Annotated in this window: 17 protein-coding genes; 12 read left to right on the top strand and 5 right to left on the bottom strand. The window is 63.4% G+C overall.

Features of this window, described 5'->3' with window-relative positions:
• Window positions 1-91: 91 nt before the first annotated feature.
• Window positions 92-847 (bottom strand): sulfite exporter TauE/SafE family protein, encoded by a 756-nt coding sequence (locus BUB53_RS09245; RefSeq protein ID WP_073034436.1) that lies wholly within the window; start codon window positions 845-847, stop codon window positions 92-94.
• Window positions 848-1,008: 161 nt separating this feature from the next.
• Between BUB53_RS09245 and mdh the strand changes: the two genes are divergently transcribed.
• The 11 genes from mdh to BUB53_RS09195 all read left to right on the top strand — a co-directional run bounded on the left by mdh (window position 1,009) and on the right by BUB53_RS09195 (window position 12,563).
• Window positions 1,009-1,971, top strand: a complete 963-nt coding sequence (gene mdh, locus BUB53_RS09240) for a malate dehydrogenase (protein WP_073034435.1) — start codon at window positions 1,009-1,011, stop codon at window positions 1,969-1,971.
• 262 nt (window positions 1,972-2,233) lie between these two features.
• Window positions 2,234-3,427 (top strand): ADP-forming succinate--CoA ligase subunit beta, encoded by a 1,194-nt coding sequence (gene sucC, locus BUB53_RS09235; RefSeq protein WP_073034434.1) that lies wholly within the window; start codon window positions 2,234-2,236, stop codon window positions 3,425-3,427.
• 2 nt (window positions 3,428-3,429) lie between these two features.
• Complete coding sequence (locus BUB53_RS09230) at window positions 3,430-3,957, top strand: hypothetical protein (protein WP_073034433.1); 528 nt, start codon at window positions 3,430-3,432, stop codon at window positions 3,955-3,957.
• Window positions 3,958-3,968: 11 nt separating this feature from the next.
• On the top strand, window positions 3,969-4,853 hold the full coding sequence (gene sucD / locus BUB53_RS09225; RefSeq protein ID WP_073034432.1) for a succinate--CoA ligase subunit alpha: 885 nt from the start codon (window positions 3,969-3,971) through the stop codon (window positions 4,851-4,853).
• Between the two features lie 127 nt (window positions 4,854-4,980).
• Window positions 4,981-7,941 (top strand): 2-oxoglutarate dehydrogenase E1 component, encoded by a 2,961-nt coding sequence (locus BUB53_RS09220; protein ID WP_073034431.1) that lies wholly within the window; start codon window positions 4,981-4,983, stop codon window positions 7,939-7,941.
• A 3-nt stretch (window positions 7,942-7,944) separates the two neighbouring features.
• A complete protein-coding gene (gene odhB / locus BUB53_RS09215; RefSeq protein WP_073034430.1) occupies window positions 7,945-9,471 on the top strand; it encodes a 2-oxoglutarate dehydrogenase complex dihydrolipoyllysine-residue succinyltransferase in 1,527 nt (508 codons plus the stop codon).
• An 80-nt stretch (window positions 9,472-9,551) separates the two neighbouring features.
• Window positions 9,552-9,887, top strand: a complete 336-nt coding sequence (locus tag BUB53_RS22455) for a hypothetical protein (protein ID WP_143163179.1) — start codon at window positions 9,552-9,554, stop codon at window positions 9,885-9,887.
• 71 nt (window positions 9,888-9,958) lie between these two features.
• Window positions 9,959-10,354 (top strand): MAPEG family protein, encoded by a 396-nt coding sequence (locus BUB53_RS09210; protein WP_073034429.1) that lies wholly within the window; start codon window positions 9,959-9,961, stop codon window positions 10,352-10,354.
• A 90-nt stretch (window positions 10,355-10,444) separates the two neighbouring features.
• Window positions 10,445-11,833 carry a dihydrolipoyl dehydrogenase gene (lpdA, locus tag BUB53_RS09205; RefSeq protein WP_073034428.1) on the top strand — a complete coding sequence of 463 codons (1,389 nt, stop codon included), beginning with the start codon at window positions 10,445-10,447 and terminating at the stop codon, window positions 11,831-11,833.
• Window positions 11,834-11,955: 122 nt separating this feature from the next.
• Window positions 11,956-12,180, top strand: a complete 225-nt coding sequence (locus BUB53_RS09200; RefSeq protein WP_073034427.1) for an AbrB/MazE/SpoVT family DNA-binding domain-containing protein — start codon at window positions 11,956-11,958, stop codon at window positions 12,178-12,180.
• Window positions 12,177-12,563 (top strand): type II toxin-antitoxin system death-on-curing family toxin, encoded by a 387-nt coding sequence (locus BUB53_RS09195; protein WP_073034426.1) that lies wholly within the window; start codon window positions 12,177-12,179, stop codon window positions 12,561-12,563. Before BUB53_RS09200 ends, BUB53_RS09195 begins: the two co-directional genes overlap by 4 nt.
• Before the next feature lie 126 nt (window positions 12,564-12,689).
• On the opposite strand, the gene BUB53_RS09190 is transcribed toward BUB53_RS09195, so the two are convergent.
• The 4 genes from BUB53_RS09190 to BUB53_RS09175 are packed head-to-tail and all read right to left on the bottom strand — an operon-like array spanning window position 12,690 to window position 15,598.
• A complete protein-coding gene (locus BUB53_RS09190) occupies window positions 12,690-13,304 on the bottom strand; it encodes a pyridoxamine 5'-phosphate oxidase family protein (RefSeq protein ID WP_073034425.1) in 615 nt (204 codons plus the stop codon).
• Window positions 13,288-14,022 (bottom strand): lysophospholipid acyltransferase family protein, encoded by a 735-nt coding sequence (locus tag BUB53_RS09185; RefSeq protein WP_073034424.1) that lies wholly within the window; start codon window positions 14,020-14,022, stop codon window positions 13,288-13,290. The genes BUB53_RS09190 and BUB53_RS09185 overlap by 17 nt, the downstream gene beginning before the upstream one ends.
• Entirely contained in the window at window positions 14,019-14,924 is a 906-nt protein-coding gene (locus tag BUB53_RS09180) for a cell division protein FtsX (RefSeq protein ID WP_073034423.1), read from the bottom strand. The genes BUB53_RS09185 and BUB53_RS09180 overlap by 4 nt, the downstream gene beginning before the upstream one ends.
• Window positions 14,921-15,598, bottom strand: coding sequence for a cell division ATP-binding protein FtsE (locus BUB53_RS09175; protein WP_073034422.1), 678 nt, complete (start codon window positions 15,596-15,598; stop codon window positions 14,921-14,923). Before BUB53_RS09175 ends, BUB53_RS09180 begins: the two co-directional genes overlap by 4 nt.
• Before the next feature lie 165 nt (window positions 15,599-15,763).
• On the opposite strand from BUB53_RS09175, the gene BUB53_RS09170 reads away from it, so the two are divergent.
• Window positions 15,764-16,708 carry a zinc-ribbon domain-containing protein gene (locus BUB53_RS09170; RefSeq protein WP_073034421.1) on the top strand — a complete coding sequence of 315 codons (945 nt, stop codon included), beginning with the start codon at window positions 15,764-15,766 and terminating at the stop codon, window positions 16,706-16,708.
• The last annotated feature ends 24 nt before the right edge of the window (window positions 16,709-16,732 follow it).

Genomic DNA, 16,732 nt, shown 5'->3' with positions numbered 1-16,732 from the left:
GTCATGCAGAAATAAACTTGCGCCGAAATGCCATTTTTTGCCTGAAAAGTTCAAGCACTTTGTCGCCGCAGCGCAGAAAATGCCATTCCGATCAGGTCAGCGCATCCCAGATCAGCTTGGTCCCGGTCACGGCCAGCAACACATAGGTGATCGCGAAAAACAGGCGTTCGGGCACCACCCGATGCGCCCGCACCCCCAGCCACGCGCCCAGAACCGCAAAAGGCGCCAGCATCAGGTCCAGCAGAATGGTATCCAGCGTAAAAATCCCCAGAAAGGCATAGGGCACGAATTTCATCATGTTCAGAACCCAGAACACGAGCACCGTGGTGGCCTGAAACGTGGTCTTGTCCAGCCTCTGGGACAACAGGTAGACGGCGGCGGGCGGGCCGCCCGCATGGCTGACGAAACTGGTGAATCCGGCCACCGTTCCGGCCAGCATCCCCGCCCAGCCCGGCAAGGGCCGGCCCGACAATTTCACCAGCCCGGCGCGCAACGCCATGCGCCAGACGATGAAGGCCAGGCAGATACTGCCGATCAGCAGGCGGAACAGGTCGGGCTCGGCCACCGTATACAGAACCGCCCCCAGCGCCACGCCCGGCACACAGCCCAGCAACAGCCGCCGCGCATCGCGCCGGTTCCAGCGCCGCCAATAGGGCCGCAAGGTGGACACGTCGATCAGCATCAGCAACGGCAGCATGATCCCCAACGCCCGCCCCGGCTCGATCACCAGCGCCAGAATCGACGCGCTGGCAAAGGCCGCGCCCGATCCGAAACCGCCCTTCGAAATGCCCGCGAAGACCACCGCGGGAAGGGCAACCGCAAAAACTGCTGGCTCGGCCAAGATCATCGCGAATGGTCCTAAATGCCTGTTTCCACACCGTGTTAGCGCGCGTCATGGCCGGACGCCAGCACCGCGCCAAATCCGCGCCGCAACGCAGCGCCCTTGCGTGCGCGCCAATTTGGGACTACCCCAAGCGCGAAAATTCCAACGGACCGGAGACAAATCCAATGGCCAGACCCAAGATTGCCCTCATCGGCGCAGGACAGATCGGCGGCACGCTTGCTCACCTTGCTGCAATGAAGGAACTGGGCGACGTCGTCCTCTTCGATATCGCCGAAGGCACCCCCGAAGGCAAAGCGCTCGACATCGCGGAATCCGGCCCCTCCGAAGGGTTCGACGCACGCCTCAAGGGCACGCAGGACTATGCCGACATCGCAGGCGCGGATGTCTGCATCGTCACCGCCGGCGTGCCCCGCAAACCCGGCATGAGCCGCGACGACCTGCTGGGCATCAACCTCAAGGTCATGAAATCCGTGGGCGAAGGCATCCGCGATAACGCGCCCGACGCCTTTGTCATCTGCATCACCAACCCGCTCGACGCGATGGTCTGGGCCCTGCAAAAATTCTCGGGCCTGCCCGCCGAAAAAGTCTGCGGCATGGCCGGTGTTCTGGACAGCGCGCGCTTCCGCCACTTCCTCAGCCTCGAATTCGACGTGTCGATGAAAGACGTCAGCGCCTTCGTTCTGGGCGGCCACGGCGACACGATGGTTCCCCTGACCCGCTACTCCACCGTCGCAGGCATCCCGCTGCCGGACCTGGTGAAAATGGGCTGGACCACGCAGGAAAAACTGGACGCCATCGTTCAGCGCACCCGCGACGGCGGCGCCGAAATCGTCGGCCTGCTGAAAACCGGCTCGGCCTTCTACGCGCCCGCCACCTCGGCCATCGAAATGGCCGAAGCCTATCTCAAGGACCAGAAACGCGTCCTGCCCTGCGCCGCCCATTGCGACGGCCAGTACGGGCTTGACGGGTTCTATGTGGGCGTGCCCACCGTGATCGGCGCAGGCGGCATCGAACGCGTGGTCGAGATCAAGCTGAACAAGGACGAACAGGCGATGTTCGACAGCTCGGTCAAGGCCGTCAAAGGCCTGGTCGAGGCCTGCCAGGGCATCGACGGTTCGCTGGCCTGATCGGCCCGCTCATGAATTCAGTCGAACGGCGCCGCTTTTGCGGCGCCGTTTTTCATTCGCCGCCCCGCACCCGGCCCCGGCGCATGATTCTTTCAAGTATAGATTTTTCATGATGTTTATCTTTTGTGATCACACGATTTATTGCCGTGATCACAAATGCCGGAAAATGGCTTGAATTCCCCGCACTCATGCAAAATTCACTTCCCGCACGTCCCGCGAATATGACACACACGGGGTAATCGTAGCAAAACGGGACAATTTCATGAATATCCATGAGTATCAGGCGAAGGCTCTGCTTCGCTCCTACGGCGCCCCGGTCTCGGATGGCCGTGTCGTGCTGCGCGCCGAAGAAGCCAAGACCGCCGCGGGCGAAATGGACGGCCCTCTCTGGGTGGTCAAAGCGCAAATTCACGCAGGCGGTCGCGGCAAGGGCAGCTTCAAAGAGCCCCGCGCCGGAGACGCCGGCGGCGTTCGCCTCGCCAAGTCGGTCGAGGAAGCCGCCGAAGAAGCCAAGCGGATGCTGGGCTCGACCCTCGTGACCAAACAGACCGGCCCCGCCGGCAAGCAGGTCAACCGCATCTACATCGAAGACGGCTCAGATATCGACAAGGAATTCTATCTGGCCCTGCTCGTGGATCGTCAGACATCGCGCGTCTCTTTCGTCGCCTCGACCGAAGGCGGCATGGATATCGAGGAAGTCGCCGAAAGCACCCCCGAGAAAATCCTCAGCTTCTCGGTCGATCCGGCCACCGGCTATCAGCCCTTCCACGGCCGCCGCATCGCCTTCATGCTGGGTCTCGAAGGCGCGCAGGTCAAACAATGCGTCAAGCTGATGGGCATTCTCTACAAGCTGTTCCTCGACAAGGACATGGAGATGCTGGAAATCAACCCGCTGATCCTGAGCGACAAGGGCGATCTGAAATGCCTCGACGCCAAGATGGGCTTTGATTCCAACGCGGTCTACCGCCACGCCGACATCGCCGAGCTGCGCGACACGACCGAGGAAGACCCCAAGGAACTGGAAGCGTCGAAATACGACCTGAACTATATCGCGCTCGACGGCGAGATCGGCTGCATGGTGAACGGCGCGGGCCTCGCGATGGCCACGATGGACATCATCAAGCTTTACGGTGCGGAACCCGCCAACTTCCTCGACGTGGGCGGCGGCGCGACCAAGGAAAAGGTCACCGAAGCGTTCAAGATCATCACCTCGGACGACAACGTCAAAGGCATCCTGGTCAACATCTTCGGCGGCATCATGCGCTGCGACGTCATCGCCGAAGGCGTGATTGCCGCGGTGAAAGAAGTGGGGCTCAAGGTGCCGCTGGTGGTGCGCCTCGAAGGCACGAATGTCGAGAAGGGCAAGGAAATCATCTCGAATTCCGGCCTGGACGTGATCGCCGCCGACGACCTGAAAGACGGCGCCGAAAAGATCGTGAAGGCGGTTAAGGGCTAGTTATGAGCAAGCAAACCCGAAAGTGGGTCATCGGCCTGGCGATAATGGCATTAATTGGGTTGAAAGCAATTCAGCTTCTCAATCAGCGCTTTGAGTCCAGACAACAGATAAGGATGGCTGAAGAGACGGCCAATCATATTGTTGTTGTTGCTAAGAGCGCCTGTGTTCCCACGTTCGCCACGCCCGATGTTCTTTCGGATAAGGAGTATAGCCTCAACGACGATGGCGTCTGGACTGATCGACGGGGTGTCTCAGTACATATTCTCGATGACATGTGTTTCGTGTCAAAGCCGCAGTCCTATCCGAAAGTGAAGGGCGAGCAGATTGAACGGCAAACCTCGGCACTTTCTCATCAGATACAACTGTGGATGGATCGCGACTTTCCTGACCAATGGTCGATTAAAAAAGGCAACCTGAATGACAACTTCATAGTTGAAGCGGGTGAAAACAACTCCTTCGCCGTTGCGATGGTGCTGCCAAGTGCAAGCCACGCTGGCGGTCTGCTGATACAATATCTCACTTCTAATTAAGGAACTCCATCATGGCAGTCCTCATCGACGAAAACACCAAAGTGATCTGTCAGGGCCTCACCGGCTCGCAGGGCACGTTCCACACCGAACAGGCCATCGCCTATGGCACGAAAATGGTCGGCGGGGTCACCCCCGGCAAAGGCGGCCAGACGCATCTTGACCTGCCGGTGTTCAACTCGGTCCACGAGGCCAAACACGCAACCGAGGCGAACGCCAGCGTGATCTACGTCCCGCCGCCCTTCGCCGCCGACTCGATCCTCGAAGCGATCGACGCCGAGATGGAGGTGATCGTCTGCATCACCGAAGGTATCCCGGTTCTGGACATGATGCGCGTCAAGCGCGCGCTGGAAACCTCGAACTCCACGCTGATCGGCCCGAACTGCCCCGGTGTCATCACCCCCGACGCCTGCAAGATCGGCATCATGCCCGGCCACATCCACAAGCGCGGCACCGTGGGCGTCGTTTCGCGCTCGGGCACGCTCACCTACGAGGCGGTCAAGCAAACCACCGATGTGGGCCTTGGCCAGTCCACCTGCGTCGGCATCGGCGGCGACCCGATCAAGGGCACCGAACATATCGACGTGCTGGAATGGTTCCTGGCCGATGACGAGACCGAGTCGATCATCATGATCGGTGAAATCGGCGGCTCCGCCGAAGAGGAAGCCGCCGAATTCCTCGCCTCCGAGCGCAAGAAAGGCCGCTGGAAGCCCACTGCCGGTTTCATCGCGGGCCGCACAGCGCCTCCGGGCCGCCGCATGGGTCATGCCGGCGCCATCGTCGCCGGTGGCAAGGGCGGCGCCGAGGACAAGATCGAGGCGATGAAATCCGCCGGTATCGTCGTCGCCGACAGCCCCGCCACCCTGGGCGAGGCCGTGCTCGACGCAATCAAGGGTTAATGCCTTCCGGGGTGCGCAAGGCCTTGCGCACCCTGCCCGTCTTTACGGAGCCTCGCGACGGACATCTGCACCCGAAAACCGGATGTCTCTCCCGAAGCTTCTCACGGTCGGTCAGAAAGGACGCGCAATGACGGATCAAAGCCCCAACGACCTCTTCCATGCCTCCTCCTTCATGCAGGGGCACAATGCCGAATATCTCGAACAGCTTTACGCGCGCTATGCGAACGACCCGAACGCGGTCGACGAGGCATGGCAGGCGTTCTTTTCCCAGTTGGGCGACGGCGATCAGGATGTGAAACGCGAGGCCGAAGGCCCCTCCTGGGCGCGGGCCGACTGGCCGCCGATGCCCGCCGACGAGCTGACCAGCGCCCTGACCGGCGAATGGCCTGCCGAAATCGAAGTGGCTAAAGCCGGCGAGAAGATCAAACAGAAAGCCGCCGAACAGGGCGTCGAGGTTTCCGATGACGCCGTGAAACGCGCCGTTCTGGACTCGGTGCGCGCGCTGATGCTGATCCGCGCCTACCGTATCCGCGGCCACCTGATCGCCGAGCTCGACCCGCTCGGCCTGCGCGATCACGGCCACCGCCCCGAACTCGATCCCAAATCCTACGGCTTCACCGAAGCCGACCTTGACCGCCCGATCTTCATCGACAACGTTCTGGGCCTTCAGGTCGCCTCGATCCGCGAGATACTGGAGATCGTCAAGCGCACCTATTGCGGCACCTTCGCCCTGCAATACATGCACATTTCCGATCCCGAACAGGCCGCCTGGCTGAAAGAGCGGATCGAAGGCTACGACAAGGAAATCACCTTCACCCGCGAGGGGCGCAAGGCCATCCTGAACAAGCTGGTCGAAGCCGAAGGGTTCGAAAAATACCTGCACGTCAAGTACATGGGCACCAAGCGCTTCGGCCTCGACGGCGGCGAAAGCCTGATCCCCGCGATGGAGCAGATCATCAAGCGCGGCGGCAGCCTCGGCGTCAAGGAAATCGTCATCGGCATGCCCCACCGGGGCCGCCTGTCGGTGCTGGCCAACGTGATGGGCAAACCCTATCGCGCCATCTTCAACGAATTCCAGGGCGGCAGCTTCAAGCCCGAGGACGTGGACGGCTCGGGCGACGTGAAATACCACCTCGGCGCCTCCTCCGACCGTGAATTCGACGGCAACAAGGTCCATCTCAGCCTCACCGCGAACCCCTCGCACCTCGAGGCGGTGAACCCCGTGGTTCTGGGCAAGGTCCGCGCCAAGCAGGACCAGATGCACGACACCGAACGCACCAGCGTCCTGCCCGTGCTGCTGCACGGCGATGCGGCCTTTGCCGGTCAGGGCGTCGTGGCCGAATGTTTCGGCCTGTCGGGCCTCAAGGGGCACAAGACCGGCGGCACCATGCATATCGTGGTGAACAACCAGATCGGTTTCACCACCGCGCCGCATTTCTCGCGCTCCTCGCCCTATCCGACCGATATCGCGCTGATGGTCGAGGCCCCGATCTTCCACGTTAACGGCGACGATCCCGAGGCGGTCGTTCACGCCGCCAAGGTCGCCACGGAATTCCGCCAGAAATTCCAGAAGGACGTGGTGATCGACATCATCTGCTACCGCCGGTTCGGCCATAACGAGGGCGACGAGCCCATGTTCACGAACCCGATGATGTATAACAAGATCAAGAAGCACAAGACCACGCTCAGCCTCTATACCGAACGCCTTGTCGCCGACGGTCTGATCCCCGAGGGCGAGATCGAGGACATGAAGGCCGCCTTCCAGTCCTACCTGGCCGACGAATTCGAGGCCGGCAAGGAATACCGCCCCAACAAGGCCGACTGGCTGGACGGCAAGTGGTCGCATCTCGACAGCAAGGACGAGGATTACCAGCGCGGCGAAACCGCCATCGCGCCGGACACCATGAAAGAGATCGGGCACGCGCTCACCACCGCGCCCGAAGGTTTCCCGATGCACAAGACCGTCGGCCGCCTTCTGGACACCAAGCGCAAGATGTTCGACAGCGGCAAGGGCTTCGACTGGGCCACCGCCGAGGCCCTGGCCTTCGGCTCGCTCCAGCTCGAAGGCTATCCCGTGCGCCTCGCCGGTCAGGACAGCGCCCGCGGCACGTTCAGCCAGCGCCACTCGGCCCTGATCAACCAGGACACCGAAGAACGCTATTACCCGCTGAACAACATCCGCGAAGGGCAGGCCCGCTACGAGGTCATCGACTCGATGCTCAGCGAATACGCCGTGCTGGGGTTCGAATACGGCTACAGCCTCGCCGAACCCAACGCGCTGACCCTGTGGGAGGCCCAGTTCGGCGATTTCGCCAACGGCGCGCAGATCATGTTCGATCAGTTCATCAGCTCAGGCGAATCCAAATGGCTGCGCATGTCGGGCCTCGTCTGCCTCCTGCCCCACGGGTATGAGGGCCAGGGCCCCGAACACTCCTCGGCACGGCTGGAGCGGTTCCTCACGATGTGCGGCGGCGACAACTGGATCGTGGCCAACTGCACGACCCCGGCCAACTATTTCCACATCCTGCGCCGCCAGTTGCACCGCACCTACCGCAAACCGCTGATCATGATGACGCCGAAATCGCTGCTGCGTCACAAGATGGCGATCTCCACCGCCGAGGATTTCACCACCGGCTCCAGCTTCCACCGGGTGCTGTGGGACGATGCCCAATACGGCAACTCCGACATGCAACTGAAACCCGACGACAAGATCAGGCGCGTCGTCATGTGCTCGGGCAAGGTCTATTACGACCTGCTGGAAGAACGCGACACACGCGGGCTGGACGATGTCTATATCCTGCGCGTCGAACAGTTCTACCCGTTCCCGGCCATGTCGATGGTCAAGGAACTGGAACGCTTCAAGAAGGCCGAAATGGTCTGGTGTCAGGAAGAGCCCAAGAACCAGGGCGCGTGGGCCTTCATCGAACCCAACATCGAATGGGTCCTGCAACGCATCAAGGCCAAACACACCCGCCCGTCCTATGCCGGTCGTCCTGCGGCCGCCTCGCCCGCAACGGGCCTCGCATCGCAACACAAAGCACAACAAGAGGCGCTGGTGGATACCGCGCTCACCATCGAAGGGAAATAACGCATGTCTACCGAAGTTCGCGTCCCCACGCTCGGCGAATCCGTGACCGAGGCCACCGTCGCCACATGGTTCAAGAAGCCCGGCGATACCGTTGCCGCCGACGAAATGCTGTGTGAGCTGGAAACAGACAAGGTCACCGTCGAAGTGCCCTCGCCCGTCGCGGGCACCCTTGGCGAAATCGTCGCCGCCGAAGGCGACACCGTGGGCGTCGATGCCCTGCTGGCCACCATCTCCGAAGGCCAGGGCGCGGCCCCCGCGCCCGCCCCGGACAAGGCCGAAGACACCCCCAAAGCCGCCGGCAGCGGCAGCGCCTCGGGCGGCAGTGTCGATGTCATGGTCCCCACCCTTGGCGAATCCGTGACCGAGGCCACCGTCTCGACATGGTTCAAACAGGTGGGCGACAGCGTCACGCAGGATGAAATGCTCTGCGAACTGGAAACCGACAAGGTCTCGGTCGAGGTTCCCGCGCCCGCCTCGGGCACGCTCAGCGAAATCATCGCCGGCGAAGGCGACACCGTGCAGGCCGGCGGCAAGCTGGCCGTGATGGCCTCGGGCGACGGCGCCGCTGCTGCGGCCCCCGCCAAATCCGAAGCGGCCCCCGCCGCCGCTTCGGGCGAACCGTCAGGCAAGGATGTCGAAGATGCCCCCTCGGCCAAAAAGGCGATGGCCGAAAAAGGCATCACCGCCGATCAGGTGCAGGGCTCGGGCCGCGATGGCCGCGTCATGAAAGAAGACGTCGCCAGGGCCGCCGCTGCCGCCACCGCGGCAGCCCCCGCCGCCTCGGCCCAACCGGCACAGGCCCCGCGCGCCCCGGTCCCGGCGGATGACGCCGCCCGCGAGGAACGCGTCAAGATGACCCGCCTGCGCCAGACCATCGCGCGCCGCCTCAAGGACAGCCAGAACACCGCCGCCATGCTCACCACCTATAACGAGGTGGACATGACCGAGGTGATGGCGCTCCGCAACGCGTACAAGGACGAATTCCAGAAGAAGCACGGCGTCAAGCTGGGCTTCATGTCCTTCTTCACCAAGGCCTGCTGCCACGCGCTGAAAGAGGTGCCCGAGGTCAACGCCGAAATCGACGGCACCGACATCGTCTACAAGAACTTCGTCCACATGGGCATCGCCACCGGCACCCCCACCGGCCTCGTCGTGCCGGTGATCCGCGACGCCGATTCGCTGTCCTTCGCCGACATCGAGAAGGCCATCGCCGAAAAAGGCGCCCGCGCCCGCGACGGCAAGCTCTCCATGGCCGAAATGCAGGGCGGCACCTTCACCATCTCCAACGGCGGCGTCTACGGCTCGCTGATGTCCTCGCCCATCCTCAACCCGCCGCAATCGGGTATCCTGGGCATGCACAAGATCCAGCAACGCCCAATGGTGATGAACGGCGAAATCGTCGCGCGGCCCATGATGTACCTCGCGCTCAGCTACGACCACCGCATCGTCGACGGCAAAGGCGCCGTGACCTTCCTCGTCCGCGTCAAGGACGCCCTGGAAGACCCGCGCCGATTGCTGATGGATTTGTAATTGATCTGGATGGGGTAAAATCCCATCCGATACCACCGTAGGGCGGAGTTCACCCCGCCTATGCCACTGGGAGTACAAATATGCACACAGGAAAGTGCGCTTTGGCATTTTTACTATTGTCAGCTTGCAATCCGACAACTGCAGCGTTGGTAAGTGGGCAACCTAACACGGCTCTCGATATTGCATCAGGCAGTGGAGCAGTGCAACGAGATCAAGAAGGTAGAGTAACCTTTCGCCATGCTTTTGCCGAAAACCACCTGAATGGTTTGGTCGCCCCCGAGCTCCAAGAAGACACGCGCCTAAACTACATTGGCCAATTTGTCGCTGAAGAGAATATATGCCCTAATGGCTGGAAAATTGATCGCAAAACCATCGTGGCCGATGCTTTTCTCTATGAAGGATCGTGCAGGAATTAAGTAAAATAGTGCACCCTGCCCCCCGTAGGGTGCGCATTCACTGCGCACCGCGCCTCCGCACGGAACACTCCATGACCCCCGAACTCACCGCCCTCACCCTCGCCGCGCTGCTCCAGGTCCTCCAGTACCTGCTCTTCGCCATCCCCGCCAATCTCGAACTGGGGCCGGGCTATACCTCCTCCGCGCGTGACCGCGCCCCCTCGCGCGAGCTCTCACTCACCACCGGGCGCCTGCAACGCGCGCTGAACAACCATTTCGAGGGGCTGATCCTCTTCGCCATCGCCTGCGCCGTCATCACCCTCTCGGGCCAGTCCACCGCCCTCACCGCCGCCTGCGCCTTCACCTATCTGGGCGCGCGCGCCCTCTACATTCCCGCCTATTACTACGGCTGGCGGCCCTGGCGCTCACTGATCTGGGCCGTGGGCTTCTTCGCCACCGTTCTGATGCTCCTGGCGGCCTTGATATGACTTTCTTCTTGCCCAAAATATCCCGGGGGAGTCGCCCGACGGGCGACGGGGGCAGCGCCCCCAAACCCGCTCAACCGAAAGGAAATCCCAATGGCAAACTATGACGTCATCGTCATCGGCTCCGGCCCCGGCGGCTATGTCGCCGCCATCCGCTGCGCCCAGCTCGGCCTGAAAACCGCCTGTGTGGAGGGCCGCGAAACCCTGGGCGGCACCTGCCTCAACGTCGGCTGCATCCCCTCCAAGGCGCTGCTCCATGCCTCTCACCAGTTGCACGAGGCCGAGCACAACTTCGCCAAGATGGGCCTCAAGGGCAAAAGCCCTTCGGTCGACTGGAAACAGATGCTGTCCTACAAGGACGACGTGATCGGCCAGAACACCAAGGGCATCGAATTCCTGTTCAAGAAGAACAAGATCGACTGGCTCAAGGGCTGGGGCTCGATCCCCGAGAAGGGCAAGGTCAAGGTCGGCGACGAGGTTCACGAGGCCAAAAACATCATCATCGCCACCGGCTCCGAAGCCTCCTCCCTGCCCGGCGTCGAGGTGGACGAGAAAACCGTCGTCACCTCCACCGGCGCACTGGACCTGCCCAAGATCCCCAAGAAAATGGTCGTGATCGGCGCGGGCGTGATCGGGCTGGAACTGGGTTCGGTCTATACCCGCCTCGGCACCGAGGTCACAGTCGTGGAATTCCTCGATCACGTCACCCCCGGCATGGACAGCGAGGTGCAAAAGCAATTCCAGCGGCTGCTCAGGAAACAGGGGCTCGACTTCATCATGGGCGCCGCCGTGCAATCGGTCGAAACGCTCAAGACCAAGGCCAAGGTGAACTACAAGCTGCGCAAGGACGACAGCGAGCACACGCTCGACGCCGACGTGGTGCTCGTCGCCACGGGCCGCAAATCCTATACCGATGGCCTCGGTCTCGACGCGCTCGGCGTGAAACTCTCGGATCGCGGACAGATCGTGATCGACGAAGGCTGGCACACCAGTGTCGAGGGCATTTACGCCATCGGCGATGCCGTCGCCGGCCCGATGCTGGCCCACAAGGCCGAAGACGAAGGCATGGCCGCCGCCGAGGTGATCGCCGGCAAGCACGGCCATGTGAATTACGATGTCATCCCCAGCGTGATCTACACCCATCCCGAGGTCGCCGCCGTGGGCAAGACCGAAGGCCAGCTCAAGGAAGCGGGCCGCGCCTACAAGGTCGGCAAGTTCTCCTTCATGGGCAATGGCCGCGCCAAGGCGAATTTCGCGGGCGACGGCTTTGTCAAGCTGCTGGCCGACAAGGAGACCGACCGCGTGCTCGGCGCGCATATCATCGGCCCGGCGGCAGGCGAGCTGATCCACGAAATCTGCGTCGCGATGGAATTCGGCGCCGCCGCCGAGGACATCGCCCTCACCTGCCACGCCCACCCCACCTATTCCGAGGCCGTGCGCGAAGCCGCGCTCGCCTGTGGCGACGGCCCGATCCACAGCTGAGGGTCCCGGCAAAACAAGCAACAGGCGGCCCGAACCGGGCCGCCTGTTGACGGCAAATCCCGGAACCTTGTCTTTTATGGACCCTTCGCGTATATACGCTCATATATCCATGGAGCGGTGCAATGATTGAAACCAAGATCCGGAAGGTCGGCAACTCTGCGGTCATGACCCTGACGACCGAAATGCTGACGATCCTCGACGCCAAGGAAGGCGACACGCTTTTTGTCCTGCGCGGCGACGATGGCAGCCTGAAGATCACGCCACACGACCCCGCGGTCGCATCCGCATTGGCCGCCGCGGAAATCGTCATGGATGAGAATCGCGATCTGCTTCAGGCCCTCGCATGACGGAGCCGGTCTGGGTTCCGCTCGCCGCCGTCCTCGCCATTCATGACCGACAGATATCCCGCCACGGCGGCGCGCCCGGAATGCGTGACCGAACGCTTCTGGAGATGGGATGTGCCCGTGCAATGAACCTCGCCGCCTATACCGATGCCGACCTTGCAGGGATCGCTGCGGCCTATGCCTTCGGAATTTCCAAGGCCCGTGCCTTCGTGGACGGAAACAAGCGCACCGCCTTCGTGACAGCCGTGACATTCCTGCGGCTCAACGGTTACTCGTTCCGGCCCTTGCCGAACGAAGGCGTCAGAATGGTGGAAGACCTGGCCTCGGGGCATGTCAGCGAGGCGGAGTTCGCCAAGTGGCTCTCGAACGGAATGATTGCGATCTGAGCGCCTGCCGTGGGAAGGACCGGGCGCGGCCCTTCGCGCTCAGATCAATCGTCCTGATCGGAACAGACCCCGCATCCTGGCCCCCACGGCCACCGCAGGTCTGTCCGCCTCAAACCGCGCACCCCCTCACCAGAGCGTCTTGATCGCCCGGTCCATCCAGGCGGCATCGTATTCCGTGCCGCCTTCGTCGCCATTGCTCGTTTCGGCCAGCATCTCTCCCACCGTCGGCAAGCCTTTGCTGTCGTCGCGCCCCCATATCCCCGCCCGGATCGAGGCGCGGGCGCATTGCGTGTAGACCTCGCCGATCTTGATGACGATCACCGTAGCGGGCTGTTTGCCCTGCCGGTTGAACATCGCCCGCACCTGTTCATCCGCCGTGACCCGTGCCTGCCCGTTGATCCGCACCACGGTGTTGGACCCGGCCACCATGAACAGCAACGAAATCCGCCCGTCGCTGACGATATTGCGCAGCGTGTCCAGACGGTTGTTGCCGCGCCAGTCGGGCAGGGCCAGCGTCCGGTTGTCCAGTTCGGTCACCACCGGCCCGTCCTCGCCGCGCGGGCTGCCGTCGGTACCTTCGGGGCCCACCGTCGAAATGATGCAATACCGCGATTTCGCGATCCATTTGCGGTAAAGCGGCGTCAGATGGGTCGTCACCTTGCGCAGGCTGGCCGCACCGGGCTTGCCATACAGGGCCTCCAACGCGGCAATGTCGTGAATATATTCAACCTTCGGGGTCAAATCCCGCCTCCTTCATCAGCCGGACCGAGGCGGTTTCGACCTCGTCCTCCAATTGCGCCATGAACTCGGGGCGCGACCGGCCCGCAGGGATGCGCGGCAGAAACTCCACCACCGCCGTTCCCGGCTTGCGCATGATCCCCTTGCGCGGCCAGAACACGCCCACATTGGCCGCCACCGGCACGCAATCCTGCCCCAGTTCCTCATAGAGAACCCCGGTGCCCACCTTGTAAGGCGCCTTGACGCCCGGCGCGATGCGTGTGCCCTGCGGATAGATGATCAGCTGCCCCGGCTGCTGACGGCCCTTCGCCACGTCTGTGACCATCCTCTTGATGGCCTGGCTGCGCTTGCCCCGGTCCACCGGAACGCAGCCGATCTTCAGCGCATATTGCCCGATCACCGGGGCCCACATCAATTCGCGCTTCATGATGAACTTGCCCGCCGGAACCGCGCCGAAAATCAGAATGATATCCAGGAACGACTGATGCTTGGCCGCGATCAGGACCTCGTCAGCGGGGGGCGTACCGCGCACTTCGGTGCGCAGGCCCACCATCCAGCGCGCCGTCCAGCGCACCCAGCGGCACCAGGTATGACAGGCGGTCAGCGCGCCCCGGCGGCTGATCACCGCCCAGGGGAAAAAGACGATCCCCATGATCCCCATCATCGCATAGATGTTGACCACGAAGATCAGCGAACGCACCCATTGCACAGCATGGCTCATGGCATGTCCTTCAACGTCCTGATCGCCGCCGCGCGGGTGGCGGCAAAGGCCACCGCCGCCGCCAGCGGCGGAATGATCAGCGGCCAGATCCAGTGCCAGCCCTGAAACCCGAGCCCGGTCAGGAACCCGCCCTCCGTCTGCGCCGATGGTAACAGCAGGATCGCGGCGCATCCCAGCACCATGCCCACCGCCGCGCCGCCCAGCGCCCGCAGGGTAAAGCGGCGCACGAAGGCCCGTGCGATATAGACGTCGCGCGCGCCCACCAGCCGCAGCACGGTGATCACCTGCGCATTGGCCGCCAGTGCCGCATTGGCCGCCAGCGTGATCATCGCCGCCGTCGCCCCGCCGATCAGCAACAGCGACACCCAGCCCAGCAGGCGCAGCCGTCCCGCCGCCTCGGCCAGCGGACGCCGCCAGCGGGTGTGATCGTCCAGCACCGCACCGGGCACCTCGGCCGACAGGCGCAGGCGCAATCCCTGCGGGTCGAACCCCTCGTTATCCTCGATCACTTCGATCAGTTGCGGGATCGGCAGGCTGTCCACCGGCAGATCGGGGCCGAACCACGGCTCCAGCAGGGCGCGCTGCTCGTCCGCGTCCAGCGCCCTTGCGCTGGCCACGCCGCGCGTGGTCTCCAGCAGTTTCAGCGCCGCATCGGTCTGCGCGGCCAACTGCCCCTCGGGCGCGGAAATCCGGATCGTCGAACTGCGCGCCAGCTCGTCGCCCCACCGTGCCGCCAGCCGCCCCGTGGCCAGCGACAGCGCCAGCGCGAACACCGCCAGAAACGCCATCGCGGCAGCGCTGAACAGCGTCAGCCGCGCGGTAAACCCGGTGGGCGGCACAACCCGGTCGGCCTGCGTATCGCCGACCACCAGTTCGCTCAGTTTCGCAATGTCGATTGTCACAGATCCGCCCCCGCCAGTTGCAGGTGCCGGTTCGAAATGCGCAGAACCCGCGCCTGCACATGCGCCTTGGCCGCCCGGATCAGCGCCAGATCGTGGGTGGCGATCATGATCGTCTTGCCCATCCGGTTCAGCTCGACCAGCAAGCGCAACAGGCGCTGCGACATTTCCCAGTCCACGTTGCCCGTGGGCTCATCCGCCAGCACCACGTCGGGCGACATGATCACCGCACGCGCCAGCGCCGCGCGCTGGCGTTCGCCGCCCGACAGTTCCGGCGGGCGGGCCTCGGCACGCGATGTCAGCCCCACCCAGTTCGTCAGTTCCTTGAGGTTCGCCGCCTCGGCCAGCAGGTCGCGCCCCGACACCATCAGCGGCAGCGCGATGTTTTCGGACACGCTCAGGTGATCCAGAAACTGGCAATCCTGATGCACCACCCCGATCCGGCGGCGCGACAGCGCGATATCGTCCCGCTCCATCCCGCGCACATCCGTACCGAACAGGCGCACATCGCCCGCCGTCGGCAGCAGCGCCCCGTAACACAGCTTCAGCAGCGTCGTCTTGCCCGCGCCGGACGGGCCGGTCAGGAAATGGAACGATCCGGGCTGAAGCTGCAACGAGATATCGCTCAGCAACTCGCCCCCGCCATAGCTGTAGGCCACATTCTCCAGCTCGATCAAACCTGCCCCCTTGTCCGCACCCACCGCCTCTAAATGCCTCAGAGAACACACATGTGCAATGATTACAGGGGGCAAATGCTTTACCCTTTCGCAACAGGGCTTTACAGCCTATGCTTTCCGCAAGGATGAACAAGCGGATACCGCTGGCAGGCGACAGGTGGCAACATGAGGCTGACTTGCCCGAATTGTGGGGCTCAATACGAAGTGCCCGACGAAGTGATCCCCGAAACGGGGCGCGATGTGCAATGCTCGAACTGTGGCGACACATGGTTTCAGTATCACCCCGATCACCTGCCAGCCCCGGCTGACGAGGCCGAACAGGACATCGCGCAAGCGCCCGAGCCCGACCTTCCGCCCGAAGACTCCGAGCCCGAATACGACGTCACCCCCCAGGACGACACCCCCGCCGGGGCGCAGGACATTTCCCCTGAGTCCCCCGCCCCCGCAGCGCCGAAACCCGACCTGTCCGGGGCCGGCGACGACGCCCCCGACGACACCGCCGAACAGATTCAGGACACCCCCCGGCCCGCCGCCCCGCAACGGCGCGAACTGGACCCGACCATTCGCGACCTCCTGCGCGCCGAGGCCGAGCGCGAGCACAAGGCCCGCGAAGCCGAAAGCGGCGGCCTGGAAACCCAGACCGAGATGGGGCTCGACGACCAGCCCGAACAGGACCTGCGCAGCCGGGAAGCACGCGAACGCATGGCCCGCCTGCGCGGCGAGGAGATCGCCGAAGACGACACCGGCAGCAGCGACAGCTTTGCCCGGATCGAGGAAGACGAACACGCCGATATCGACCCCGACTCGCGCCGCAACCTGTTTCCCGATATCGACGAAATCAATTCCTCTCTCGATTCCGACCGCACGCCCCGGCCCGACACCGCCGTCGCAATACAAACGGCCGACGCCACGCCGCAAAAACCCGACGGGTTCCGCCGCGGATTCACGCTGGCGGTGCTGCTCTTCGCCCTCGTGACGCTGATCTACGCGTTCGCGCCGCAAATCGCCGGGCTCCACCCCGCGCTCGAGCCGGTCATGGCCAGCTATGTCACGGCCATCAACGGCTTGCGCATATGGCTCGCGCAGACAATCGCGTCCTTCATGGGGTAACGAGAACGGCGGGGAATGGCGCGG

Source organism: Roseovarius pacificus (genome assembly GCF_900142665.1).
Taxonomy (GTDB): domain Bacteria; phylum Pseudomonadota; class Alphaproteobacteria; order Rhodobacterales; family Rhodobacteraceae; genus Roseovarius; species Roseovarius pacificus.
Note: the sequence above shows the minus strand (reverse complement) of the source record. Positions and strands in the feature narration are given on the sequence as shown.

What these genes read in the sequence shown, in the direction of transcription:
- odhB (WP_073034430.1), top strand. Translation starts at nt 7,945, where the DNA reads ATGTCTACCGAAGTTCGCGTCCCCACGCTCGGCGAATCCGTGACCGAG.
- mdh (WP_073034435.1), top strand. Translation starts at nt 1,009, where the DNA reads ATGGCCAGACCCAAGATTGCCCTCATCGGCGCAGGACAGATCGGCGGC.
- lpdA (WP_073034428.1), top strand. Translation starts at nt 10,445, where the DNA reads ATGGCAAACTATGACGTCATCGTCATCGGCTCCGGCCCCGGCGGCTAT.
- BUB53_RS09185 (WP_073034424.1), bottom strand. Translation starts at nt 14,022, where the DNA reads ATGAGCCATGCTGTGCAATGGGTGCGTTCGCTGATCTTCGTGGTCAAC.
- sucD (WP_073034432.1), top strand. Translation starts at nt 3,969, where the DNA reads ATGGCAGTCCTCATCGACGAAAACACCAAAGTGATCTGTCAGGGCCTC.
- BUB53_RS22455 (WP_143163179.1), top strand. Translation starts at nt 9,552, where the DNA reads ATGCACACAGGAAAGTGCGCTTTGGCATTTTTACTATTGTCAGCTTGC.
- BUB53_RS09195 (WP_073034426.1), top strand. Translation starts at nt 12,177, where the DNA reads ATGACGGAGCCGGTCTGGGTTCCGCTCGCCGCCGTCCTCGCCATTCAT.
- BUB53_RS09220 (WP_073034431.1), top strand. Translation starts at nt 4,981, where the DNA reads ATGACGGATCAAAGCCCCAACGACCTCTTCCATGCCTCCTCCTTCATG.
- BUB53_RS09245 (WP_073034436.1), bottom strand. Translation starts at nt 847, where the DNA reads ATGATCTTGGCCGAGCCAGCAGTTTTTGCGGTTGCCCTTCCCGCGGTG.
- sucC (WP_073034434.1), top strand. Translation starts at nt 2,234, where the DNA reads ATGAATATCCATGAGTATCAGGCGAAGGCTCTGCTTCGCTCCTACGGC.
- BUB53_RS09210 (WP_073034429.1), top strand. Translation starts at nt 9,959, where the DNA reads ATGACCCCCGAACTCACCGCCCTCACCCTCGCCGCGCTGCTCCAGGTC.
- BUB53_RS09170 (WP_073034421.1), top strand. Translation starts at nt 15,764, where the DNA reads ATGAGGCTGACTTGCCCGAATTGTGGGGCTCAATACGAAGTGCCCGAC.
- BUB53_RS09200 (WP_073034427.1), top strand. Translation starts at nt 11,956, where the DNA reads ATGATTGAAACCAAGATCCGGAAGGTCGGCAACTCTGCGGTCATGACC.
- BUB53_RS09230 (WP_073034433.1), top strand. Translation starts at nt 3,430, where the DNA reads ATGAGCAAGCAAACCCGAAAGTGGGTCATCGGCCTGGCGATAATGGCA.